Source organism: Nocardioides sp. ChNu-99 (assembly GCF_029493445.1).
Classification (GTDB): Bacteria; Actinomycetota; Actinomycetes; order Propionibacteriales; family Nocardioidaceae; genus Nocardioides.
Map to the genome: position 1 here is coordinate 13,799 of NZ_JAHWBL010000003.1, position 22,241 is coordinate 36,039.

The 22,241-nt window shown below is 75.0% G+C and carries 20 protein-coding genes and 2 tRNA genes; 9 read left to right on the forward strand and 13 right to left on the reverse strand.

Translation table 11 applies throughout. The features are described 5' to 3' along the window. Positions 1–35: 35 nt before the first annotated feature. Complete coding sequence (locus KK617_RS01895; protein WP_277497707.1) at positions 36–1,607, reverse strand: YegS/Rv2252/BmrU family lipid kinase; 1,572 nt, start codon at positions 1,605–1,607, stop codon at positions 36–38. A 238-nt stretch (positions 1,608–1,845) separates the two neighbouring features. Here KK617_RS01895 and serS point away from each other — a divergent pair, with 238 nt between their 5' ends. Genes serS through KK617_RS01915 form a run of 4 tightly spaced genes read left to right on the forward strand, consistent with a single transcriptional unit; the run spans position 1,846 to position 5,576 of the window. After that, on the forward strand, positions 1,846–3,123 hold the full coding sequence (serS, locus tag KK617_RS01900; protein WP_277497708.1) for a serine--tRNA ligase: 1,278 nt from the start codon (positions 1,846–1,848) through the stop codon (positions 3,121–3,123). 1 nt (position 3,124) lies between these two features. Next, positions 3,125–3,982: an HAD family hydrolase gene (locus tag KK617_RS01905; protein ID WP_277497709.1), complete on the forward strand. Its 858-nt coding sequence runs from the start codon at positions 3,125–3,127 to the stop codon at positions 3,980–3,982. 8 nt (positions 3,983–3,990) lie between these two features. Then, positions 3,991–4,905 (forward strand): HAD family hydrolase, encoded by a 915-nt coding sequence (locus KK617_RS01910; RefSeq protein ID WP_277497710.1) that lies wholly within the window; start codon positions 3,991–3,993, stop codon positions 4,903–4,905. After that, entirely contained in the window at positions 4,902–5,576 is a 675-nt protein-coding gene (locus KK617_RS01915; protein ID WP_277497711.1) for a hypothetical protein, read from the forward strand. The genes KK617_RS01910 and KK617_RS01915 overlap by 4 nt, the downstream gene beginning before the upstream one ends. A gap of 33 nt (positions 5,577–5,609) precedes the next feature. Here the strand turns inward: KK617_RS01915 and KK617_RS01920 are convergent, their stop codons facing one another. Together KK617_RS01920 and KK617_RS01925 are read right to left on the reverse strand one after the other, a co-directional pair. Then, complete coding sequence (locus KK617_RS01920) at positions 5,610–6,263, reverse strand: bacterial proteasome activator family protein (protein ID WP_277497712.1); 654 nt, start codon at positions 6,261–6,263, stop codon at positions 5,610–5,612. Between the two features lie 68 nt (positions 6,264–6,331). Continuing rightward, positions 6,332–7,300, reverse strand: a complete 969-nt coding sequence (locus KK617_RS01925) for an NAD(P)H-quinone oxidoreductase (protein WP_277497713.1) — start codon at positions 7,298–7,300, stop codon at positions 6,332–6,334. Positions 7,301–7,324: 24 nt separating this feature from the next. Between KK617_RS01925 and KK617_RS01930 the strand changes: the two genes are divergently transcribed. From KK617_RS01930 to KK617_RS01940, 3 genes are all read left to right on the forward strand, one after another. After that, positions 7,325–8,137: a carbon-nitrogen hydrolase family protein gene (locus tag KK617_RS01930; protein WP_277497714.1), complete on the forward strand. Its 813-nt coding sequence runs from the start codon at positions 7,325–7,327 to the stop codon at positions 8,135–8,137. Positions 8,138–8,148: 11 nt separating this feature from the next. Continuing rightward, positions 8,149–9,144, forward strand: a complete 996-nt coding sequence (locus KK617_RS01935) for a hypothetical protein (RefSeq protein ID WP_277497715.1) — start codon at positions 8,149–8,151, stop codon at positions 9,142–9,144. A gap of 84 nt (positions 9,145–9,228) precedes the next feature. After that, the gene (locus KK617_RS01940) at positions 9,229–9,462 is read left to right on the forward strand and encodes a biotin/lipoyl-binding carrier protein (protein WP_277497716.1); all 234 of its coding nucleotides are present in this window, start codon (positions 9,229–9,231) and stop codon (positions 9,460–9,462) included. Positions 9,463–9,478: 16 nt separating this feature from the next. On the opposite strand, the gene KK617_RS01945 is transcribed toward KK617_RS01940, so the two are convergent. Then, a tRNA-Ser gene (locus tag KK617_RS01945) sits at positions 9,479–9,567 on the reverse strand. Positions 9,568–9,614: 47 nt separating this feature from the next. Next, a complete protein-coding gene (locus KK617_RS01950; protein WP_277497717.1) occupies positions 9,615–9,998 on the reverse strand; it encodes a hypothetical protein in 384 nt (127 codons plus the stop codon). A gap of 116 nt (positions 9,999–10,114) precedes the next feature. Here KK617_RS01950 and KK617_RS01955 point away from each other — a divergent pair, with 116 nt between their 5' ends. Both KK617_RS01955 and KK617_RS01960 read left to right on the forward strand, forming a co-directional pair. Further along, the gene (locus KK617_RS01955; protein WP_277497718.1) at positions 10,115–10,567 is read left to right on the forward strand and encodes a hypothetical protein; all 453 of its coding nucleotides are present in this window, start codon (positions 10,115–10,117) and stop codon (positions 10,565–10,567) included. Between the two features lie 73 nt (positions 10,568–10,640). Then, positions 10,641–10,734, forward strand: a tRNA-Ser gene (locus KK617_RS01960). Positions 10,735–10,796: 62 nt separating this feature from the next. Here KK617_RS01960 and KK617_RS01965 read toward each other — a convergent pair. From KK617_RS01965 to nirB, 8 genes are all read right to left on the reverse strand, one after another. Further along, on the reverse strand, positions 10,797–11,900 hold the full coding sequence (locus tag KK617_RS01965) for a hypothetical protein (RefSeq protein WP_277497719.1): 1,104 nt from the start codon (positions 11,898–11,900) through the stop codon (positions 10,797–10,799). Positions 11,901–12,440: 540 nt separating this feature from the next. Next, positions 12,441–13,565: an ATP-binding protein gene (locus KK617_RS01970; RefSeq protein ID WP_277497720.1), complete on the reverse strand. Its 1,125-nt coding sequence runs from the start codon at positions 13,563–13,565 to the stop codon at positions 12,441–12,443. Between the two features lie 226 nt (positions 13,566–13,791). Continuing rightward, positions 13,792–14,790 (reverse strand): LuxR family transcriptional regulator, encoded by a 999-nt coding sequence (locus KK617_RS01975; RefSeq protein ID WP_277497721.1) that lies wholly within the window; start codon positions 14,788–14,790, stop codon positions 13,792–13,794. A 165-nt stretch (positions 14,791–14,955) separates the two neighbouring features. Beyond that, entirely contained in the window at positions 14,956–16,794 is a 1,839-nt protein-coding gene (locus tag KK617_RS01980) for a phosphoenolpyruvate carboxykinase (GTP) (RefSeq protein ID WP_277497722.1), read from the reverse strand. A gap of 447 nt (positions 16,795–17,241) precedes the next feature. Further along, complete coding sequence (locus KK617_RS01985) at positions 17,242–17,949, reverse strand: CbiX/SirB N-terminal domain-containing protein (protein WP_277497723.1); 708 nt, start codon at positions 17,947–17,949, stop codon at positions 17,242–17,244. A 14-nt stretch (positions 17,950–17,963) separates the two neighbouring features. Next, positions 17,964–19,148, reverse strand: a complete 1,185-nt coding sequence (locus KK617_RS01990) for a uroporphyrinogen-III synthase (RefSeq protein WP_277497724.1) — start codon at positions 19,146–19,148, stop codon at positions 17,964–17,966. After that, complete coding sequence (gene nirD / locus KK617_RS01995) at positions 19,145–19,543, reverse strand: nitrite reductase small subunit NirD (RefSeq protein WP_277497725.1); 399 nt, start codon at positions 19,541–19,543, stop codon at positions 19,145–19,147. The genes KK617_RS01990 and nirD overlap by 4 nt, the downstream gene beginning before the upstream one ends. Further along, the gene (gene nirB, locus KK617_RS02000) at positions 19,540–22,173 is read right to left on the reverse strand and encodes a nitrite reductase large subunit NirB (RefSeq protein ID WP_277497726.1); all 2,634 of its coding nucleotides are present in this window, start codon (positions 22,171–22,173) and stop codon (positions 19,540–19,542) included. Before nirB ends, nirD begins: the two co-directional genes overlap by 4 nt. Positions 22,174–22,241 lie beyond the last annotated feature (68 nt).

Consider the following 22,241-nt stretch of genomic DNA (forward strand, 5'->3'; position numbering starts at 1 on the left):
GCCGGGGGCGGCTCGCGGCGGCTCGCGGAGGCGGCTCAGCGGGGGACGCGCACGAGCACGCGCCCGTGGATGCACTCCATCCGCAGCTCGCGCCCGGAGCCGACGGAGTCGCCGTCGAGCTGGCGGGGGGTGTCGGTGTGGGTGCGCACCACGATGCGCTGGCCGGTGAAGCGGTTGATCGTGTCGTCGACCCGCGACAGCTTGGCGACGATCCGCAGGGCGAGCGGGATCCACGACACGAAGCGCTGGGGGTGCAGCAGCACGACGTCGAGCAGACCGTCGTCGATCGAGGCGCTCGGCAGCAACGGCATGCCGGCCTGCAGCGAGCCGACGTTGCCGACGACGACCGTGCGGGCGCGGTGGACGGTCGGCTCCCCGTCGTCGACGGTGATCTCGACGCGCACGGCCGGGAACATGAGCGAGCGCAGCCCGGAGATGACGTAGGCGAGCCAGCCCACCTTCTTCTTGATGTCCTCGTTGACGCCCTCCATGATCGCGGCGTCGAAGCCCATGCCGGCCATCACCATGAAGTGGGTGTCCTCGATGCCGTCGCCCGAGACCGCGACGAGGTCGATCGCCCGGTCCTGGCCGTTGAGCCCCACGTCGATGGCGGAGCGCAGGTAGAGGGGGATGTCGAGGTTGCGGGCCAGCAGGTTGCCGGTGCCCGCGGGGATGATCCCGACGGGCACGCCGGTGCCGGCCAGCTCGGCGCAGACCTCGCGCACGGTGCCGTCCCCGCCGCACACGAGGACCAGGTCGGCGCCCGCGAGGGCCGCCTGCTCGGCCATGCCCGTGCCGGGGTCCTCGATCGTCGTCAGGTACCAGGTCGGCTCCGACCACCCCGACTCCAGCGCCAGGCGGGTCACGACGGCGCGGAACGCGTCCTCGTCCTCGACCTTGATGGGGTTGAGCACGACGGCGAGTCGCCGGGTCGAGGTGAAGACCTCCGGCAGCGGCTCGACCTTCCCGGCGGTGCTGCGGGGCAGCGGGGAGACGACGACCATGCCGAGCAGCACCATCCCGGCCGCCAGCAGCACGCCGCCGAGCACGTCGGTGGGGTAGTGCCGGCCCAGCAGCACCCGGTCCGCGGCGACGGCCAGCACGGCGAGCAGGCCCAGGGTGGCGACGAGGCGGCGTACCCCCGCCCGGCGCGCCAGCATCACGGCCAGCACGAGCCCCACGCCGGCGAGGGCGCTCACCCCCGACACGTGGCCCGACGGGAACGAGTTGGTGCCGAGCGTGCCGACGACGTCCTGCCACTCGGGCCGCGGGCGACCGACGGCGAGCTTGATGCCGGTCGTCGCGAGCGAGGTCGCGAGCATGACGACGACGACGTAGATCGCCGCCCGGCGGTGGGCCCGCACGAGCAGCAGCGCCAGGACCGCGGTCATGATCGTCAGGCCGACGGTCCCGAAGACGAGCTCGACGACCCCCAGCACGTCGCGCAGCCACGACACCTCGGTGCGCCACGACTGGGCGCCCTCGCCGCGGTTGTCGAGCGCGGCGACCGGTCCCCACTCGCCGACGGCCAGGGTGCCGACCAGCGCCAGCAGCAGGAAGCACGTGAGCGCCCAGCCCAGTTGCAGGGTGCGGGAACGGTCGAGCACGGGGCCTCCTCGGGCGGCTGTCGGGCGGGGCTGCGGACGGCTGTCGGGCGGGTACGACGGGGCTCCCCGCCGCGGGGCCCGGCGCGCACGGGAGCCCTGGAGAGTATGCCTGCTGCGGGCTCCGCGACCGGGCCCGGCGACGCCGTGGCCGCCCCCACGTCCGCGCCCGCGCCGGTACCCCCCACCGGGCGCGCGACGCGCGGCCCGCGCGGCAGGCCGGGCCCGATAGCCTCGCCCCATGATCGATCCCCGCCTCCTCCGTGACGACCCCGACCGGATCCGTGCCGCGCAGGCCAAGCGCGGGCTGTCCGACTCCGTCGTCGACGAGGCCCTCGCCGCCGACCGCGCGCGGCGCACCGCCATCGCGACGTTCGAGGCGAGGCGGGCGGAGCAGAAGCAGCTCGGCAAGCTGGTGCCGAAGGCGGCGCCGGAGGAGAAGCAGGAGCTGCTGGCGCGCACCCGCGAGCTCTCCGCCGAGGTGAAGGCCGCCGAGGCGGCGCAGGGCGAGGCCGAGGCGGCGTGGCAGGAGGCGCTGCTCGCCATCCCGAACCCGGCGGCCGAGGAGTCGCCCGCCGGCGGCGAGGACGACTTCGTGGTGCTGGAGACCGTCGGCACGCCGCGCGACTTCGCCGCCGAGGGCTTCGAGCCGCGCGACCACGTCGAGCTCGGCCGGATGCTCGGCGCCATCGACCTCGACCGCGGCGCCAAGGTGTCGGGCTCGCGGTTCTACTTCCTCACGGGCGTCGGCGCGCAGCTGGAGCGCGCGCTGGTCAACATGGCGATGGACCAGGCGCACGCCACCGGGTTCACCGAGGTGATCGCGCCGGCGCTGGTGAAGCCCGAGGCGATGGCCGGCACCGGCTTCCTCGGCCAGGCGGCCGACGACGTCTACCGGATCGAGGGCCAGGACATGTACCTGGTCGGCACCTCGGAGGTGCCGATGGCGGCGTACCACTCGGGGGAGATCCTCGACGGGGCGACGCTGCCGCTGCGCTACGCCGCGTTCAGCCCCTGCTTCCGCAAGGAGGCCGGCTCGCACGGCAAGGACACGCGCGGCATCATCCGCGTGCACTGGTTCGACAAGGTCGAGATGTTCGTCTACACGACGATCGAGGAGTCCTACGCGGAGCACCAGCGCCTCCTGCAGTGGGAGAAGGACTTCCTCGACAAGCTCGAGCTGGCCTACCGGGTCATCGACGTGGCGGCGGGCGACCTCGGGCTCTCGGCGCAGCGCAAGTTCGACTGCGAGGCGTGGATCCCGACGCAGGGCAAGTACCGCGAGCTGACGTCGACGTCGAACTGCACCGACTTCCAGACGCGCCGGCTCGAGACGCGCGGGCGCTTCCCCGAGGGCACCGGCGCGGTGGCGACGCTCAACGGCACGCTCTGCGCGATGACGCGCACCATCGTCGCGATCCTCGAGACCCACCAGCAGGCCGACGGCTCCGTGCGCGTCCCGGCCGCGCTCCGCCCGTACCTCGGCGGCCGCGAGCTGCTGACGCCGGTCGGTGCCTGACGTGGCCGGCCCCACCCCGGGGGACGGCTGGCGTCCCCGCCTCGTCGCGCTCGACATCGACGGCACGCTGCTGAAGTGGGTCGACGGCTCGGGCACCACCCACGAGGAGGTCGCCCCCGCGGTGCGCGCCGCGGTGCAGCGCGCCCTCGACGCGGGGGCCCACGTGGTGCTGGCCAGCGGCCGCTCGGTGCACTCGATGACCCCGGTCGCCGAGCTGCTCGGCCTGCGCGGGCAGCCCACGCCCGACGGTGACGACCGCCTGTGGGTCGTCGCGTCGAACGGCGCCGTGCTGACGCGGTGGGCCCCGCTGGAGATCGTGCACGAGGAGACGTTCGACGCCCGCGAGGCGGTCCGAGCCGTGCTCGAGCACCACCCCGGCGCGCTCGTGGCGGTGGAGGACCGCGACGGCGGCGGCTACCACGTCAACGCGCCGTTCCCCCCGGGCGAGCTCGACGGCGAGCTGCGGGTCACCGAGCTCGACACGATGGTCGCGGAGCCGGTCAGCCGCGTCATCATCCGCGACCCCGAGGCCACGGCCGAGGACTTCGTGGCGCTCGGCGCCCGACTCGGTCTGCAGGGCACCGACTACGTCGTCGGCTGGACCGCCTGGCTCGACCTCACCCCGGTCGGGGTCCACAAGGCGTCGGGCCTCGCCCACGCGTGCGAGGCGCTGGGCCTCACCGCGGCCGACGTGCTCGCGATCGGCGACGGGCGCAACGACGTCGAGATGCTCGCGTGGGCGGGCCGTGGCGTGGCCATGGGCCAGGCGGTGGAGGCCGTGCGCGAGGCCGCCGACGCCGTGACGGACACCGTGGCCGACGACGGCGCGGCCGTCGAGCTCGACCGCTGGTTCGGCTGAGTCGTCCAGTGACGCACGCGGAGGGGGCCGGCGGCGCGCCCCGGACGGACGGCCCCCTGCCGCGCCTCGTCGCCACCGACCTCGACGGCACCCTGCTCGGCGCCGACGGGCGGGTCAGCGACCGCACCCGCGCGGTGCTGCTCGAGCTCGACGCCCGGGGCGTGCCCGTCGTCTTCGTGACCGGCCGCCCGATCCGCTGGATGGAGGACCTCTGGGCCGACGTCGGGGGCCACGGGCTCGCGGTCTGCTCGAACGGCGGGATCGTGTACGACGTCGCCGCCCGCGCCGTGCGCACCGCTCGTCCGGTGCCCGGCGCGGTGCTGCTCGAGGTCGCGGACCGGCTGCGCGCCGCCGTACCGGGCACCGTGCTCGCGCTGGAGACCACCGAGGGCCTCGCCTGCGAGCCCGCCTGGGCGCCCCGCCCCTCGGGGGCGCGCGACGCGCGCGACGCGGAGCCGCTCGTCGCCCCCTTCCCCGAGCTGGCCGAGCGCTCCGACGGGCCGGCGCCCTGCGTGAAGCTGCTCGCGCGGCACCCGACCCGCACCCCGGAGGTCTACTGGGGCGAGGTCGAGGAGGCGGTGGGCGACCTCGTCACCGTCACGTGGTCCTCGACCGGCGCGCTCGTGGAGATGAGCGCGGCCGGCGTCACCAAGGCCTCGACGCTCGCGCTGCTCTGCGACGAGCTGGGCGTGGCGCCCGCGGAGGTGGTCGCGTTCGGCGACATGCCCAACGACATCCCGCTGCTGAGCTGGGCGGGCACGTCGTACGCCATGGCCGACGCCCACCCGGCGCTCGTCGCGGTGGCCGGCCACCGCGCCGGTCCGCACGACGCCGACGGGGTCGCGGCCGCCCTGGCCGCCGTGTTCGGTCTGGCAGGATGGCCGGCGGCCGAGGACCCCGACGAGGAGGAGGGCGCACGATGACCGACCGACGAGCGCGACACCGCGTCGGAGCCGCCGTGCTCGGCGGCTGGGTGCTGGGCGCCGTGCTGGTGGCCCCGGCCACCGCTGCCACCGCTGCCACCGCGGCCCCGGGCGGTACGACGGTCGCCGCCGAGCAGTGCGCCGGCGACGTCGAGGAGCGCACCCGCGAGGCCCAGGTCGTGCTGCGCGGCGTCGTCCGCACCGCGGGGGTGCCGGGCGTGCCCCCCAAGGACCCGTCGGGCGACGCGAGCGCCGCGGGCGAGCCGGTGCGCGACGTGGTCGTCGTCGCCCAGCGCGTCTTCCGCGGCGGCGTCGAGGAGGGCGGGGCGCCGTTGAAGGTGCAGGTCTCGGGGGCGGCGTCGGCCGCGACGCCGGAGCCGCGGGCGGGCGCGTCGTACGTCATGTTCCTGACGCCGCAGGACGGCGCGGTGGAGTCCTACGTGCTCACCACCGACCTGTGCGGCCTCGTGCCCGCCGGCGAGCTGACCGACGCGGCGGTCGAGGAGGCCGTCGCGGGCGTGGACGCGAGCCCCACCCTCACCTCGGCGGGGGCGGGCGAGCCGCCGGCCTACCTCGGCGCCATGCTCCCGGGCCTGCTGGTGGTCGCGATCGGCCTCGTCGGCTTCGCCGGTACGGCGCTGCTCGGCCGGGTGGTGGGCCGCCGCCACTGACGGCGGCCCGGCGCCGGTGACCCGGCGCGCGACCTAGAGGTACATCCCGCCCGACTCGCCGGGCTGCGCCGGGCGAGCCTGCGCCGGGAGCCCCGCGGTGGGGACGGCGCCGGGCTGGCCCTGGCCGGGCGGCAGCGCGCGCCGCATCTGCTCGAGCTGGGCGCGCGCCACCATCTGCTGGGCGTGGATCGCGGTCTGGATGCCGTGGAAGAGGCCCTCGAGCCACCCGACGAGCTGGGCCTGCGCGATGCGCAGCTCGCCCTCGCTCGGCGTGCCGTCGGCGAACGGCAGCGAGAGGCGCTGCAGCTCCTCGACGAGCTCGGGGGCGAGGCCCTCCTCGAGCTCCTTGATCGACGACTCGTGGATCTCCTTGAGGCGGTTGCGGCTGGCCTCGTCGAGCGGTGCCGCCTTCACCTCCTCGAGGAGCTGGCGGATCATGCTGCCGATCCGCATGACCTTCGCGGGCTGCTCCACGAGCTCGGCCGGGTGCCGCTCGCCGCCCTCGCCCTCGGCGTCGCCGTCCTGCGCGCCGGCGTCCGCCAGGGCGCTGGCCGGCACGGTCGCGACGGGCTGGCCGTCGGGGCCGATGATGACCACGCGCTGCTCGTCGCCGGGGGTCTCCCCCGCGGAGGTGCCAGCCGCGGGGGTGCCGGCCGGGGTCGTGCTCTGCTCGGGCTGCTGGCTCATGCGCCCCACCCTAGCCAGCGGCCGGTGCCGCCCCGGGGCGCCCAGATCGCTCAGATCGCTCAGATCGCTCAGATCGTCAGCAGCACCTTGCCGGAGTGCGAGGACTCCTCGACCACGGTGTGGGCGTCGACGACCTGCTCGAGCGGCAGCGTCGCGTGCACGACGGCGCGCACGGAGCCCGCGCCGACGAGGGGCCACACGTGCTCGGCCACCTGGGCGCAGATCTCGGCCTTCTCCGCCACGGGACGCGCGCGCAGGGACGTCGCGGCGACCGACGCGCGCTTCGTCAGCAGCGTGCCGAGGTCGAGCTCGGCCTTGCTGCCGCCCTGCATGCCGATGACCACGAGCCGCCCGCCGGTGGCGAGGGCGTCGACGTTGCGGGACAGGTACTTCGCGCCCATGTTGTCGAGCACCACGTCGGCGCCGCCGAGCTCGCGGAGCACCGCGACGAAGTCCTCCTCGCGGTAGTCGATGGCGCGCTCGGCGCCCAGGTCGACGCAGAGCGCGCGCTTCTCGGCGCTCCCGGCGGTCGCGAGCACCCGGGCGCCGCGGGCGGCGGCGAGCTGGATGGCGAAGGTGCCGATGCCGCCGGCGCCGCCGTGCACCAGGAAGGTCTCGCCCTCGCGCAGACCGGCGGTCATCACGACGTTCGACCACACGGTGCAGGCGACCTCGGGGAAGGCGGCGGCCGTCACGAGGTCCACACCGGGCGGCGGGGGCATGAGCTGGCCGGCGGGCACGACGACGTGGGAGGCGTAGCCGCCACCGGCGAGCAGCGCGCAGACCTCGTCGCCGACCGACCAGCCCTCGACGCCCTCGCCGAGCGCGGCGACCCGGCCGCTGCACTCGAGCCCCAGCACGTCGGAGGCGCCCGGCGGCGGTGGGTAGAAGCCGCGGCGCTGCAGGAGGTCGGCGCGGTTGACCGCGCTCGCGACCACCTCGACGAGCACCTCGCCGGGCCCCGGCTCGGGGTCGGGCAGCTCGGACAGGACGAGGGACTCGGGCCCACCGGGCTCGGGAGCGGTCACGGCACGCATGGCTCCGACCCTACGCTGGCCCGCATGTCGTCCCCCGGGTCCGGAGCCGCCCCGCCAGCCGTCCTGCGGGTGGCCCTCGTGCAGGAGGCGTCGGGCCTGGACCCGGCCGCCAACCGCCGCCGTCTCGCCGAGGTCGTCGCCCACGCCGGGCCGGGCGCGGACCTCGTCGTGCTCCCCGAGGCCTTCGCCCGCGACTTCGGGACGGCGGGCTCGGACGTGTCGGCGTTCGACGAGCCGCTCGACGGGCCCTTCGTGACGGCAGCCGTCGCGGCGGCCGCCCGCGCCGGTACGACGGTGCTCGCCGGCATGTTCGAGACCTCCGACGACCCGGCCCGGCCGTGGAACACGCTGGTGCTCGTCGACGCCGGGGGCGTGCGGGCGTCGTACCGGAAGATCCACCTCTACGACTCGTTCGGCTACCGCGAGTCCGACCGGCTCAGCGCGGGCGAGCCGACGCCGGTCGTGGCGGCCGTGGCGGGGTTCACGGTCGGGCTGCTCACCTGCTACGACCTGCGGTTCCCGGAGCTGGCGCGCGCGCTCGTGGTCGACCACGGGGCCGAGGTGCTCGTCTGTCCGGCCGCCTGGCTCGCGGGGGAGGGCAAGGCCCACCACTGGCGGACGCTGGCCGCCGCCCGCGCGATCGAGGACACGGCGTACGTCGTGGCCACCGGCCAGCCGGCGCCGCGCTACACCGGCCGCTCCGTCGTCGTGGACCCGCTGGGGCGGACCCTGGCCGAGGCCGGCGACGGCCCCGAGGTGCTGCACGCCGAGCTGCGCCGCGACGTGCTCGACGAGGCGCGGCGCACCAATCCCTCGCTCGCGAACCGGCGGCTGTAGCGTTGGCGGCCGTGTCGAGAGCCTCCGCCGTCCCCCGGACCCCGCGGGAGCAGCGGCTGTCCGCGTGGTGGCTGCTGGTCCTCGGTGGTCTCGCGCTGCTCGTCGGCGGTGGCGTCGGCTGGCTGCCCGCCGTGACCGAGGGGCTGGGCGCGGTCGCCGTGTCCGCCGCCTACTCGTGGGCGCTCGCCGCCCGCACCGGCGGCCGCCCCATCATCGCCGGCGTGCTCGCCGCGGCCCTGGGCCTGACGGCGCTCGTCGTCGACACCCAGACGCTGCGCACCGGCGCGGCCGTCATGACCTGCACGGTCGGGGCGGTGCTGGGCGTGATGGCCACCGTCCCGGCGCGCCGCTTCCTCGCCTGCGTCCGGGAGGTCGCGATCGCCCTCGCGCTCGCCGGCGGGGCCGCCGTGGGGGCGGTGGGCTACGGGCCGACCATCTCGCTGGCCCGGTTCGAGTACACGGTGCTGGCCCTGTCCTTCGTCGTCGTCGCCCTGCTGGTGCACCGGCTCGGCGCGGGCCTCCACGGGCTCGGGCGCCGCGGGGTCGTGGGCGTCGTGGTCGGCACCCTCGTGCTGGCCGTCATCCTGGCGTACGCCGAGGCCCTGCGCCGCTACGGCGCCAGCTCGCTCGTCACGACCGTCCTCGACACGGCCTCCTGGATGCTCGACACCCTCGGCGGCGTGCCGCGGCCCATCCAGGCCGTGCTGGGCGTGCCCGCGCTCGCCTGGGGCGTCTACATGCGCGCCCGCCGCCGGCAGGGCTGGTGGCTCTGCGTCTTCGGTGTCGCCGCCACCGCGCCGGTGGCCAACGGCGTGATGAACCCCTCCGCCACGCTGCTCGAGGCCCTCCTGGGCGTCGTCTACTCCGTCGTCGTCGGTCTCGTGGTGGCGTACGGCGTGATCCGCGCCGACCTGGCGCTCACCGGTTCGCGCGGGTCGCGCGCCCGCCGGGCCGAGGAGCGCAGCGCCGTGCGACCCGAGCCCTCGCGCACCCGCCCGCTGCTCTGACGGGCCCCGACGGGCGCCGACGGGGGGCGGGCGTGCCGACCGCGGGGTGCGGCGTACCTCCCGGTAACGACTAGCGTCACGCCCATGGCTCGCAAGCAGGTCGTGGAGGTCGTCGCCGAGATGGTGGCGTCGGTGGTCGAGGTCGGGTGCGCCGTCGGGGACGACGTGACGCCCACCAGCACGGTGCTGCTGCTGGAGTCGATGAAGATGGAGATCCCCGTGCACCCGGAGCACGCCGGGCGGGTGCGGGAGATCAAGGTCGCCGCCGGCGACGTCATCCAGGAGGGTGACGTGCTGGTGGTGCTCGACCCCGCCTGACGGGGCGGGCGTGCGGCAGAGGGGGCGGGATTCGAACCCGCGGCTGACATCACTGCCAGCGACCGCTTTCAAGGCGGTTCCGATCGGCCACTCCGGCACCCCTCCGTGCGCGGCGGCGCACCGGCCCGCGCGGGCGTCAGTCTAGGCAGGGGCTAGGCGGGGGGCGCGGCGGCGGGCTCGGTGCCGACCCGGCCCGCCTCGCGGACCCGCACGACGTGGTGGTCCACGTCGATGAGCAGGCGCATCAGCTCGCGGCGCACCGTGTCGGGCTCCGGGCTCTGCAGCACCAGGGAGTCGAACGCGCGGGCCCGCTCGATGAGGTGGTTGCGCTGGTCGAGGAGACCGCCCTCGCCCGTGCTGCGCCACCCGGGGCCGTAGCCGTCGGTCTCGTTGACCAGCATGTTGCGCACGGCGCCGAGCCGCTGGCGGACCGTCCAGCGCCAGTTGCCGAGGGCGGGACCCTGGCGGCTGTGCGGCGGCGGGAGGGCGTCGAGCGCCACGTGCAGCGCGTGCAGCGCGGGGGCGGAGCTGCGCACAGGGTCACCTCCATCGGGCGTCCGGGCGGACGGACGTCCATCGTAGCGGCTTGTGACGGCCATCACGCAGCGGTCCCCGTCCGCGGACGGCGCGACGGGCGGGGGAGAATGGCGGGGTGCAGCACGACTACCGCCCGGCCCCCGCCCTCGTCGCCCGCCTGCTGGGCCTGGCCCTCGCCGGCCTCGGGGTGGTCCTCCTGGTGCTCCTGCTCGCGGCGTGGCTGCTCGACCTCCCGCTGGGGTACGCCGTGCTCGTCGCCGCCGTCCTGCTCTTCGGGCTGGGCGCCGTCGGCCTCTGGCTGCTGCGCCGGGCCACCGTCCTCCGGTTCACCGACCAGGGCTACCGCCTGCGCTTCGTGCGCGGTGCCGGCGTGACCCGCGCCCGCTGGGCCGACGTCGAGGACGCGGTGACGACCCACGTCGCGGGGTCGCCCTGCATCGTCCTGCGCCTGCGCGACGGCGGGTCGACGACCATCCCCGTCGACGTGCTGGCCGGCGACCGCGAGGAGCTGATCCACGTCGTGCAGGCGGCGCTCGACCGCGGCCACGGGCTGCGCCGGCTGAAGTGAGCCCGGGCGCCCGCCGTACCCGCCCTGGTTGCGCACTCCCGGCGGCTTCCTAGTAGCCTGTCCGGGCTGTCGGGGAGGCGTCGCCTAGTCCGGTCTATGGCGCCCGCCTGCTAAGCGGGTTTGGGGCTACAACCCCATCGAGGGTTCAAATCCCTCCGCCTCCGCCAGCCGAGCCGAAGCCCCGCCCAGGAACTCCTGGGCGGGGCTTCGTGCGTCCGAGCGGGGCTGGTCAGCGCACCGAGAACGTCCGGGTGGCGCTGGAGGGCAGCAGGTCGGGCGTGCCGCCGTACCCCACCACGAGCTGGTAGCTCCCGCGCGGCAGGCGGGGCAGGCGCACGACCATGTCGCCGACCCGCGGCGGCACGCGCAGGACGCCGGAGGACCAGACGACCCGGCTCCCCTGGTAGATCTTCCACGCGATCGGCGCCGGCGGGCTACCCACACCCGCGAACCTGACGGTGGTGCGCAGCCGACCCGTCGCGCTGGTCGTCGGCACCTGGAGGAACGAGGTGCCGATGCTGGTGGGGGCCGGCACGATCGTGACCCGCCCGGTGGCGCTCAGGCCGTCGCCCACCGCCCCGTCCGGCACGTCGAGGGTCGCGGTGTAGTCGTACGTGCCGACGTGGTCGGAGGGGAGCGTCAGCACCCCGACGCCGCCCTGCAGGTTCACCGACACGTCGAACGGGCCGCGGGGGAGGCCGGTCACCGTGACGCGCGAGCGTGGCGGGACGTCGTCGACGCCGATCGGGAGGCGGGCGACGCCGTACGGCACGGTCACGGGCTCGCCCGCGGTGACCGCCACCCGCGGCTCGAGGGCCGCCCAGTCGATGGTGATCGGCGCCTCGGCCTGCCCGAGCGCGCGCCCGCCGTCGGGGACGACGTACAGCGCGTAGGTCTGGTCGGGGTCGAGCGGGTACGCCGCGAGTCGGTACGTGAGGGTCGCGTCGTCGCTGTTCAGCGAGTACCGGGGCCCCTGCGACACGACGGTCTCGGGCGTCGCGGCGACGTCCTCGATGCCGGGCGCCGCGAGGGCGAGGCGGTAGTAGGCGAAGTCCCGCTCGCCGTAGGGCCCCAGGCCCCATCCCCGCAGCCGCACCGTGACGTCGATGCCGAGGCCGTAGCCGATCTCGTCGACCGCGACCACCTCCACGCTCGGTGCGGGCTCGGCCGCAGTCGTGCGCCCGGGCGCCGCGGTGGTCTGCGTCGCGGCGTGCGTCGCGGCCTGCGCCGCGGGCGCGGGCAGCGGCGCCAGCGCGACCACGATGCCCAGCACGACGGTGGCGATCCACCCGTTCCGCCGGGCCGTGCCCGACGCCTCCCCCGTGTCCGTCACGAGGGGGAGGGTACGTCGCAGCGGACCCCCGCTCACCTGGTCCTGCATATATCTGCATTGCACAGAGTTGAGCCAGCATTCGGCGCTGCGGGCCCGTCGGGGTGCCGCACTATTGACCTCGGAGCGCCGCGAGGCCCGCGGTGCACGAGCAGGATGGAGACCTGGATGAGATTCGTTCGTCGAGCTGGCCTCGCGCTGGCAGCGACTGCGGTGAGCATCGGGCTTCTCGGGGCCGCATCGACCACGGCGCACGCCGACACCAGCTGGGGTCAGAAGTTCAAGAGGACCGTTCCGACGGAGACCGTCGAGGTCCAGCCCCTCGACACCAGCTGGGGCATGAAGTGACGGTCTGAGGCGGTCGCGCACGACACAACTCAACAGACTCCTGAGGCGAGGGCCAACCCAACCCCCACAGTTCGGTCCCTACGCCCCCCCGGCTCGCCTCAGGTGGTGAGGGCGGTGGACGCGGATCCCGCGTCCACCGCCCTCGGTACGTCCTCACCTCGTCAGCGGTACGCCGACGAGGTGTGCGGGTGTGCCTCAGCCAGCTGAGCGCAGCTCGAGGAAGACGGTCGTCCCCTCGCCCAGCGTGCTCTCGATCCGCACGTCGCCGTGCTGGCGCGCCATGAGCCGACGCACGCTGTCGAGGCCCAGGCCGTGCCCGCCGTCGGCGGTGGCGAGGCGTCCCCGCTCGCCGGGCTCGAAGATCCGCTCGAGGTCGTCGGGGTGGATGCCGCGCCCGGAGTCGGTGACGGTGATCCGCACCAGCGACGTGCCCGGCCGGGCGCCGTCCGCCGTACTGGTCGGCACGGCCTCGGTCGCGACGACCACCTCGCCGTCGGAGTAGCGCAGCGCGTTGCCGACGACGTTCGCGAGCACGCGCTCCATCGCCTGCCGGTCGGCCAGGACGGTGCGGGCCGTCGTCGACAGCCGCAGCCGCACCCGATCGGCCGCGGGGGCCGTGAGCGCTGCGCGCACGGTGGCCGGGACGACCTGGTCGATGCGGATGGCCTCCAGCTCCAGGACGTCCGCAGAGGCGGACCCCGGAGAGCGCGGGGCGCCGAGCTGACGCTCCATCATCGTGTCGAGCCGGCGCAGGCTCCGTACGGCGCGCTCCAGCATCGCGGCGGGCACCCCGGCGGCGTCCAGCTCCTCGAGGGCGAGGTCGACGTACCCCAGGGCCGCGGTCAGCGGGGCCCGCAGGTCGTGGGTGAACGCGGCGTGCTGCTGCTCCCGGGCGAGCTCGGCGAGGTGCTGGTCGGTGACGTCGCGGGTGACCTTGACGAAGCCGGCCAGGCTCCCGTCGGCGTCCCGGACGGCGCTGATCGTGACGTCGGCCCAGAACCGCGTGCCGCCCCGGCGCAGCCGCCAGCCGACCGAGTGGGCCACGCCCTCCTCGGCGGCCTGGCGCAGCAGCCGGGCCGGCAGGTCGGCGCGCTGGTCGGTCTCGGTGTGGAAGCGGGTGAAGGACGTGCCGACGACCTCGGAGCTGCGGTAGCCCTTGACCTGCTCGGCCGCCGCGTTCCAGCTCAGCACCGTGCCGTCGACGGTCAGGGTGATGACGGCGTAGTCGCGGATCTGCGCGAGCAGCGCGTGCACGTCGCGCAGCACCCACGACTCGTGGGCGGGGCCGGCGCCCCCGGCGGGACCGGAGCTGCGGGGCACGGGCGTGTCACGAGGGACGTCCGCGCGGGACGAGGCGCGGCGGGCGTCCGTGGGTACTCGGGTTCTCGGCACGCGGCTGGCTCCTGGGTCGTCGACGATCAACGGCGGTCGCGGTCCGAGATGCCGCAGGCGACGGCCGGGGCCGCCGTGGTGGTCCCCGGGTACGCGCACCCGACGACGGTGAACAGTGTGCTCCGTCGGGGCGGGCAACGGGGCATTTTCGAGGTTACCGGCCGGTCGGAGGTCGTTCGTGGCCCGAGACCCCCCGCTGGCCCATCGTGTAGCCGAGCTGGAACCGGGTCTGCGCCTCGAACTCCTCCTTGAGGTCGGCGACGTAGCCGGCGTACGTGCGGGGGCTGACGCCGAGACGCTTCGCGCTCACCGGGTCGGCGTGGCCCTCGATGAGCATGCGGATCGTCATGGCCCGCTGCTCCGCGGCGATGTCGCGCAGCATCGACGACTCGTTGTTGGCGAAGGCGCGGCCCCGCTCCCAGTGCCGCTCGAACACGTCGACGAGGTAGGCGACCAGGGACGGCTCGCGGATCGCGATGGCGACGGAGTGCCCCTCCCGGCCGGGGATGATCGCGAGCCGACGGTCCACCACGATGAGGCGGTTGAAGAACTCGTCGAGGGTGCGCACCTCCGCGCCGCGCTCGGTGACGGTCGCGACGTACTTGTGCGTGATCGAGCTGCGCCGCGCCGCGTGCTGGTAGAGCGTGCGCATCCGCACGCCCCGTTCCAGCGCGGCGCTGTCGCGCTCGGCGGCCTTCGCGAGCGCGGCCGCGTTGCGGCCCACCTGCGGCTGCGCGGTCAGCAGCTCGGTCTCCGCGTCCGCGACGATCGCGCCGATGAACGGGTCGATGGCGTCGCCGCGGATCTCGGTGACGGGGCCCGAGGCGGGCTGCGGCGCGCGCCGCCACGCGTGGGCCAGCGTGCCGAACGTGCGGGCCCAGGCCGAGGACTCCGCGAGCAGCTCGGCGCCGCGCTGACCCAGGGGCGAGACGACCTGCGACTGCGCGGCGGTGGGGTCGATCGCGACGTACCGGTTGCCCTCGCGGCCCAGCAGCCCCAGCTCGAGCAGGAGGGCGAGCGCCTCGGCGAGCTCGGCCCCCGGCTGCAGGCGGGGGTCGTCGACGGCCAACCCGTTCGCGTCCAGCGCCTCCTCGTACAGGCGGGTACCCGCCTCCTCGAAGAGCGCTCGCGCCCCGGGACCCACCTCGACCACCGCACCCGCCCTCCGCGACGACGACACACCGACCCCCGCGGACGATCATCCCACCCCGCACACGCCCGAGGTGGACGGATGCGGCAGCACGCAGGACGGCCCCGGGACCGCGGGGTCCCGGGGCCGTCCGTGTGCGGTGCGCGACCTGCGCGCCGCGGCGTGGTCTCAGAGGCCGAGGCGGGCCTTCAGGCCGTCGAGCTCGGTCCACAGCACGCTCGGCAGGTCGTCGCCGAACTTGTCGAACCACTCCTGGATCTGCGGGATCTCGGCCTGCCACTCCTCGACGTCGACCAGGAGCGCCTGCTCCAGCGCCTCCGTGGTCATGTCGAGGCCGTCGATGTCGAACGAGCCGACCTCCGGCACGTGGCCGATCGGGGTCTCGACGGCGGCGGCCTGGCCATCGATGCGCTCGACGATCCACTTGAGCACACGGCTGTTCTCGCCGAACCCGGGCCACAGGAAGCCGCCCTCGTCGTCGCGGCGGAACCAGTTGACGTAGAAGACGCGCGGGAGCTTGGCCGCGTCGTTCTCCTTGCCCACGTTGATCCAGTGGCTGAAGTAGTCGCCGGCGTTGTAGCCGATGAAGGGCAGCATAGCCATCGGGTCGCGGCGCACGACGCCGACCGCGCCGACGGCGGCGGCCGTGGTCTCCGAGGAGAGCGTGGCGCCGAGGAACGTGCCGTGCGTCCAGTCGCGGGCCTCGAAGACCAGCGGGACCGTCGTCTTGCGGCGACCGCCGAAGAGGATCGCGTCGATCGGCACGCCGCGCGGGTCGTCGTACTCCGCCGCGAGGATGTCGCACTGCTTGATGGGGGTGCAGTAGCGGCTGTTGGGGTGGCTCGACAGCTCGTCGCTGTCGGGCGTCCAGGGCTCGCCCTTCCACGAGGTGGCCTTGGCGGGCGGGTTCTCGAGGCCCTCCCACCAGACGTCGCCGTCCTCGGTGAGCGCCACGTTCGTGAAGAGCGAGTTGCCCTTGTTGATCGTGCGCATGGCGTTGGGGTTCGTGTGCTCGTTCGTGCCCGGCGCCACGCCGAAGAAGCCGTACTCCGGGTTGACGGCCCACAGGCGGCCGTCGGGGCCGATGCGCATCCAGGCGATGTCGTCGCCCAGCGTCTCGACCTTCCAGCCGGGGATGGTGGGCTCGAGCATCGCGAGGTTGGTCTTGCCGCAGGCGCTCGGGAAGGCGGCGGCGATGTACTTCACGACGCCCTGGGGCGAGGTGAGCTTGAGGATGAGCATGTGCTCGGCCAGCCAGCCCTCGTCGCGGGCGATGACGCTGGCGATGCGCAGGGCGTAGCACTTCTTGCCCAGCAGCGCGTTGCCGCCGTACCCGGAGCCGAACGACCAGATGGCCCGCTCCTCGGGGAACTGCACGATGTACTTCGTCTCGTTGCACGGCCAGGCCACGTCGGCCTCGCCCGGCGCGAGCGGGTGGCCGACGGAGTGCAGCGCGGGGACCCAGCGCACGTCGGCACCGGCGGCGTCCAGCTCCTCCATGCGGCGCAGCACCGGGGTGCCGAGGCGGGCCATCACGCGCATCGAGACGGTGACGTAGGCGGAGTCGGTGATCTCGACGCCGAACATCGGCTGCTCCGCGTCGAGGTGACCCATCACGAAGGGGATGACGTACATCGTGCGCCCGCGCATGCAGCCGGCGTAGAGCCCCCGCATGAGCTCCTTCATCTTCTCCGGCTGCATCCAGTTGTTCGTGGGGCCGGCGTCGCGCTCGTCGACGGAGCAGATGTAGGTGCGGTCCTCGACCCGGGCGACGTCGATGGGGTCCGACGCGCCGTGGAACGAGTTGGGCTTGAGCTCGGGGTTGAGCCGGGTGAAGGTGCCGGTCGCGACGAGCGCGTCGGTCAGCTCGGTCCACTCCTCGTCGGAGCCGGTGACCCAGTGGATGCGCTCCGGCTGGGTGAGCTCGGCGACCTCGGTGACCCAGGCGAGGATGCCCTCGTGGCTGGTCGGCTGGTCGGTGCTGGCGGGTGCTGCGGTGGCGGTCATGCCTGCGGGGTTCCCTCTCGCGCATCGCGGTGCCGACCCCTGTGGGACGACGCCGGCCGTCGAGCGTGTCGACGGTGTGGTCGGAGTGTGCTGATCGCGCGGCGACGTCGGCGGCGATGCCTCCCCGTGACGCGGCTGCACCGCGGGGAGGACTTCTGGGCGCCCGGCGGGCCGGGCGTCACCGAGGCTGGCACACGATCGGCTGCCGCCCTATTGGATCGATCTATGGACCATGGTTCCGGTTGGGAACATGTCCGAACGTGCCCGCAACGGGTGTTTCCGCAGGTCACCGGCCGAGTGCTCGCTCGGCGCGGGCGTCACGATAGCGCGCCGACGGCCCGGACGTCATGCGGATCGTGGCCCGGGGCCTCGGGTCCGGATGACGTCCGGGGTGGGGGCGGCGGGGGAGGGTGGGGCGGCGGCGGCGGGGCGGCGGTCGGGCGGTGCTCAGGCGGCCGGTACGGCGGAGCGCGGCGCCACGCGGGCGCGGTGCGCGACGAGCTCGACGACGGCGGGGTGGGCGCCGATGACGTCGGCGACGACGCTCGCGCCGGCGGCCCGGGCGAGCTCGGCGCAGCGCCGCGCGAAGAATCCGGGCGCCAGGAGGTAGGGCGCGACGGCGTCGCCGGGGCGCACCACGTCCTCGGGGCGCTCGCCGAGCCCGGAGAGGGTGGCGACGCGCACCGGGGCGCCGCGCAGCACGCCGAGCATGCGGGCCGCGGCGGCGAGGTCCGCGGTCGACCCGGGGCGGCGGGAGCCGGCGGCCACCATCGTCACGGGCTGGCCGGGGTGGGCGCCCGCCTCGACGAGCCGGTCGCACATCGCGTCGGCGAGCAGGGGCGAGGGCCCCAGGGCGGCGGCGAGTGCGGTCGGCACGGGCGCCGCGGCGACGGCCTCGGGCACGTCGGAGTCCACGTGCAGCCCCGACGACAGCAGCAGCGGGACGACGACGACCGGGCGGGTCGCCGCGGCCAGCACGTCGTCGAGCAGCGGGGCGGCGAGCTCGACGTACGACGCGGTGGCCGGCACCCCGAGGCGCGCCCCGACGGCGGCGGTGAGCGCCTCGGCCACGGGGCTGCCGGAGCCGTCGCGGGTGCCGTGGGCGACGGTGACGAGGTGGGCCTGCTGGTGGGGGCGGTGGGCGGGGGCGGTCACGCTGCTCCTCGGGCTCACAGGTCGACGGCGAGGCGGTAGCCCCGCTTGTAGACGGTCTGGACGACCTTCGTGCCGACGCCGGCGCGCAGCCGGGCCACGGCCATGTCGACGGCGTGGTCGGAGCTGCCGGCGCCCGCGGCGCCGCGGGGCAGGGCGCCCAGCAGCTCGCGGCGCGACACCACCGCGCCGGGCCGCTCGGCGAGGGCGTGCAGGATCGCGAGCGGCGCGGGGGTCAGGGGGGCCTCGGCGCCGTCGACGATCACGGTGTCGCCCACGAGCCGCAGGACGTGGCCGCCCGCCTCGAGCACGAGACCGGCGTGGCGCAGCGGCAGCTCCTGCTCGAGCAGCTTGACCATGGCGGCGAGGCGGGCGCGGTCGGGCTCGACGGTCGGCACGCCCCACAGCTCGAAGGCCGCGGAGGTGACGGGACCGACGCAGGTGGCGAGCACGTCGGCCTGGAACGCGGCGACGACGTCGTCGCGGCGCCCGACCGAGGCGGCGGCCTCCATGAGGGCGGCGACGGCGGGCGCGGAGGTGAAGGTGACCGCGTGCAGCGAGCGGTCGGCGATGCGGTCGATGAGGGTGAACATGGGCGTCGGGTCCTCGGCGGGCTCGACGCGGTACACGGCCACCGAGGTGACGGTCGCCCCCAGCCGGCGCAGCGCGTGGGCCACCATCGACAGCGACTGCCCGTGCTCCTGCACGACGATGTGCGCGCCTGACAGGTCCCGGCCGCGCACGTGGCGCAGCACGTCGTCGAAGCGCTCCGAGTCGGGCGCCCACAGCTCGCGCAGGCCGCGCCGGCGCAGCGCCCCCACCGACTTCGGGCCGCGCGCGAGGATCTCGGCCCGCCCGAGGTGCGCCACCAGCGCCGGCAGCAGGCCCCACTCCTCGGCGGAGTCGAACCACGCCTTCATGCCGATGCCCGTCGTGGCGAGGAAGAGGTCGACCGGGGTGGCCAGCACCTGCTCGGTGACCGCCCGCAGCTCCGCGTCCTCGACGCGCCGGGGGTGCATCGAGAGCGCGGGCGCCCACACGGTCGCGGCGCCGCGGCGCTCGAGCAGCGCGACCTGCTCCTCCACCTTCCGCGCCGCCGTGACGCCGACGGTGAACCCGGTGAGCGGCCCGGTGCCGTCCGCCGTACCGGTCTCGTCGGCGGCGTCGGTGGCGTCGGCGACCGCGGGGGCCTCGTCGGTCATGGGGCTGCGACTCCCTGGGTCTCGGGCGGTGTGCCGGCGACGGTGCCCACCTCCACGACGCCGTCGACGACGCGGACGGGGTACGTCGCGACCCGGACGTCCGGGTCGTCGAGGCACACGCCGTCGCGCAGGCCGAAGGGCTGCTTGAGCATGGGCGAGGCCACGAAGGGTACGTCGCCGCGCGTGCCGACGATGCCACGGGCCAGCACCGAGGCGCGGGCGAACGGGCAGTGGTTGTCGAGCGCGAACCACTCGTCGTCGTACGTGCGGAACACCGCGACCGCCCGGCCGGCCACCAGCGCCGCGACGCCGCGCTCGCGCCCCAGCCGGTCGGTGGCGCAGACGGGCGTCCAGGTGGTCGTCGCGGTGGTGGCCGGCGTGGTGGTCGGGGTCATCGGGGGGCTCCCACGGGGATCGTCGCGCCGAGGTCGACCGGCGCGGGGGCGGGGTCGTCGGCGAGGACCGGGCGGATCTGGCCGCGCTCGGTCGTGAAGGTGATGGTCGGGTCGGGGGTGCCGGGTGCGTTGACGAAGGAGACGAAGCGGGACAGCTTCTCCGGGTCCTCCAGGGTCGCGCGCCACTCGTCGGCGTAGGTCTCGACGTGCCGCTCCATCGCGGCCTCCAGCTCGCTGCCGAGGCCGAGGGCGTCGTCGACGACGACCGCGCGCACCCGCTCCAGGCCGCCGTCGAGGGACTCGACCCAGGCGGCGGTGCGCTGGAGGCGGTCGGCGGTGCGGATGTAGTACATGAGGAACCGGTCGAGGTAGCGCAGCAGCGTGGGGGTGTCGACGTCGCCGACCAGCAGCTCCGCGTGCCGCGGGGTCGCGCCGCCGTTGCCCCCGACGTACAGGTTCCAGCCCTTCTCGGTGGCGATGACCCCGAAGTCCTTGCCGCGGGCCTCGGCGCACTCGCGGGCGCAGCCCGACACCCCGCCCTTCAGTTTGTGGGGGCTGCGCAGGCCGCGGTAGCGCAGCTCCAGGTCGATGGCGAGCTGCACCGAGTCCTGCACGCCGTAGCGGCACCAGGTCGACCCGACGCACGACTTCACGGTGCGCAGCGACTTGCCGTAGGCGTGGCCGGACTCGAAGCCGGCGTCGACGAGACGGGTCCAGATGGCCGGCAGCTCCTCCATGCGGGCGCCGAAGAGGTCGATCCGCTGGCCGCCGGTGATCTTCGTGTAGAGCCCGAAGTCGCGGGCGACCTCGCCGATCACGATCAGCTTCTCGGGGGTGATCTCGCCGCCGGGGATGCGGGGGACGACGGAGTAGGTGCCGTTGCGCTGGATGTTGGCGAGGTAGGCGTCGTTGGTGTCCTGCAGCGCGCCGGTCTCGCCCTCGAGCACGTGGCCGTTGAACTGGCTGGCGAGCACCGAGGCGACGGTCGGCTTGCAGATGTCGCAGCCGCGGCCGGTGCCGTGGGCCTCGACGACCTCGGTGAAGGTGCGGTAGCCGTGCACGGCGACGACGTCGAAGAGCTCCTGGCGGGTGAGCGCGAAGTGCTCGCAGAGGCTGCGGTCGACCTCCTTGCCGACGGAGGCGAAGTAGTCCTCGATGATCCCCTTCACCGTCGGCACGCACGAGCCGCAGGTGGTGCCGGCGCTCGTGCACGTCTTCACCGTCGCGAGGTCGGCGCAGGCGTGCTCGCCGTCGACGTCGACCGCGTCGAGCAGGTCGCGCTTGCTGACGTTGTTGCAGGAGCAGACGACGGCCTCGTCGGGCAGGCCCAGCTGGAGCGCGCCGCGGCTCTCCGGGAGGATCAGCTCCTCCGGGTTGTCGGGCAGCAGCATGCCGCTGGCCACCATCGGCCGCAGCAGCCCGTACGCCGACGCGTCGCCGACGAGCACGCCGCCGAGCAGCACGTAGGCGTCCTCGCGGGGGGTGCCGTCCTCGGCCGGGCCGGCGGGGCCGACGACCAGCTTCTTGTAGAGCCCCGCGACGGCGTCGGCGAAGACGAGCTCGAGCGCGTCGGGGGTGGTGGCGAACGCGTCGCCGAACGACGCGACGTCGACGCCGAGCAGCTTGAGCTTGGTGGACATGTCGGCGCCGGTGAAGGCACCGGCGGTGCCGCCGAGGAGGGTGTCGACGACGATCTCGGCCATCGCGTAGCCCGGGGCGACGAGGCCGTACATGACCCCCGCCGGGGCCGCGCACTCGCCGATCGCCCACACGTGGGGGTCGGTGACCGAGCGCAGCTGCTCGTCGACGAGCACGCCCCCGCGCGGCGCGACCTCGAGCTCCGCGGCCCGGGCGAGGGCGTCGCGGGGGCGGATGCCGGCGGAGAACACGACGACGTCCGCGGCGATCGGGTCGGCGTCGCGCAGGCCGAGGCCGGCGACGCGGCCGGTGCCGTCGTCGAGCACCTCGGTGGAGGCGACCCCGCAGTGGACCGTCAGCCCCAGCTTCTCGACGTGGCGCACGAGCGTCGCTCCGCCGACCTCGTCGAGCTGCACGGGCATGAGCCGGGGCGCCATCTCCACGACGTAGGTCTCGGCGCCGAGCTGGTGCAGCGCGTTCGCCGCCTCGAGGCCGAGCAGGCCGCCGCCGATGACGATGCCGCGCCGGCGCGCACCGTCGGGCCCGGGCGCCACCGCGTCGCGGATCGCCTCGAGGTCCTCGATGGTGCGGTAGACGAAGCACCCGTCGAGCTCCTTGCCGGGGACGGGCGGCACGAAGGGGGCGGCGCCGGTGGCGAGCACCAGCTCGTCGTACGTCGTGGTGCCGCCGTCGGAGAGGGCGAGGGTGCGGGTCGCCCGGTCGAGGCCGACCACCTCCGTGCCGAGGTGGAGGGCCACGCGGGGGTCGTCGTACGCCGCGCCCGGCAGGAACGACAGCGCCTCCGCGCCCACCTCGAAGAAGGAGGTGAGGGCGACGCGGTCGTAGGCGGCACGGGGCTCGGCGCCGTAGACGACCACGTCGTGGGTCTCGGTGAGGCCGCGCTCGATCGCGGCGGCCACGAAGCGGTGGCCGACCATGCCGTGGCCGACGACGACGATGCGGGGCCGGCGGCCTTCGGTCGTGGGGCTCATGGGGTTCTCCTCGGGGGTACGGCGGGTGGTGCGGGCGGGTCGGGCAGGTCGAGCGGGGCGGGCGGGGT

What these genes read in the sequence shown, in the direction of transcription:
- KK617_RS01980 (WP_277497722.1), bottom strand. Translation starts at nt 16,794, where the DNA reads ATGACCGCCACCGCAGCACCCGCCAGCACCGACCAGCCGACCAGCCAC.
- nirD (WP_277497725.1), bottom strand. Translation starts at nt 19,543, where the DNA reads ATGACCCCGACCACCACGCCGGCCACCACCGCGACGACCACCTGGACG.
- KK617_RS01990 (WP_277497724.1), bottom strand. Translation starts at nt 19,148, where the DNA reads ATGACCGACGAGGCCCCCGCGGTCGCCGACGCCACCGACGCCGCCGAC.
- KK617_RS01915 (WP_277497711.1), top strand. Translation starts at nt 4,902, where the DNA reads ATGACCGACCGACGAGCGCGACACCGCGTCGGAGCCGCCGTGCTCGGC.
- KK617_RS01930 (WP_277497714.1), top strand. Translation starts at nt 7,325, where the DNA reads ATGTCGTCCCCCGGGTCCGGAGCCGCCCCGCCAGCCGTCCTGCGGGTG.
- nirB (WP_277497726.1), bottom strand. Translation starts at nt 22,173, where the DNA reads ATGAGCCCCACGACCGAAGGCCGCCGGCCCCGCATCGTCGTCGTCGGC.
- KK617_RS01925 (WP_277497713.1), bottom strand. Translation starts at nt 7,300, where the DNA reads ATGCGTGCCGTGACCGCTCCCGAGCCCGGTGGGCCCGAGTCCCTCGTC.
- KK617_RS01920 (WP_277497712.1), bottom strand. Translation starts at nt 6,263, where the DNA reads ATGAGCCAGCAGCCCGAGCAGAGCACGACCCCGGCCGGCACCCCCGCG.
- KK617_RS01940 (WP_277497716.1), top strand. Translation starts at nt 9,229, where the DNA reads ATGGCTCGCAAGCAGGTCGTGGAGGTCGTCGCCGAGATGGTGGCGTCG.
- serS (WP_277497708.1), top strand. Translation starts at nt 1,846, where the DNA reads ATGATCGATCCCCGCCTCCTCCGTGACGACCCCGACCGGATCCGTGCC.